Origin of the sequence: Brevundimonas sp., assembly GCF_023259385.1 — a bacterium.
Classification (GTDB): Bacteria; Pseudomonadota; Alphaproteobacteria; order Caulobacterales; family Caulobacteraceae; genus Brevundimonas.
In genome coordinates this window covers 1-489 of the sequence record NZ_JAHFPF010000266.1, presented here as the reverse complement: position 1 = coordinate 489, position 489 = coordinate 1, and the positions used below count along the sequence as shown (strand labels likewise).

Annotated in this window: 1 pseudogene; it reads left to right on the top strand. The window is 65.0% G+C overall.

The features are described from left to right. Positions 1-413 (top strand): annotated as a pseudogene (locus Q0C81_RS16250) (hypothetical protein); the annotation flags it as partial. Positions 414-489: the final 76 nt, after the last annotated feature.

Below are 489 nucleotides of genomic sequence, written 5' to 3'. Positions count from 1 at the left end.
TCGACCTGCTGGCCAAGCTGCGCAAGAACCCCGAGTACTACGGCTACAAGATCGAGAGTCTCAGCTACAAGCTGTCGTTCGTGACCGTGCCGATCTCGGTCGCCATCCTGTGGCTGATGTTCGCCTGGCGACGGCGGTTCAGCCTGTATCACCATGCGGTGGTCGCCCTGTACGGCCTCGGCTTCCTGGCCCTGCTGAGCGCCCTGGCCAGCCTGCTGCCGACCGTCCTGACCGGCCTGGCGACCTTCCTCATCATGATCGCCGCCTTCGTCCACGCCACCGTGCACCTGAAGGGCGCCTACGGCAGCGGATGGGTCCAGTCGGTGCTGCGGGCGTTGACCCTGAGCGTCCTGACCACGCTGGCCTTCGCCCCCTTCCTGACAGGCGTCATGCTTCTGGGCCTTTCCGGCTAGGCTTGCGGTCCCTAGAACTCCGTCAGTCGAGTAGAATCGGCCGGGGGGATCATGTCGGGTGAACTGGAAACGGCGG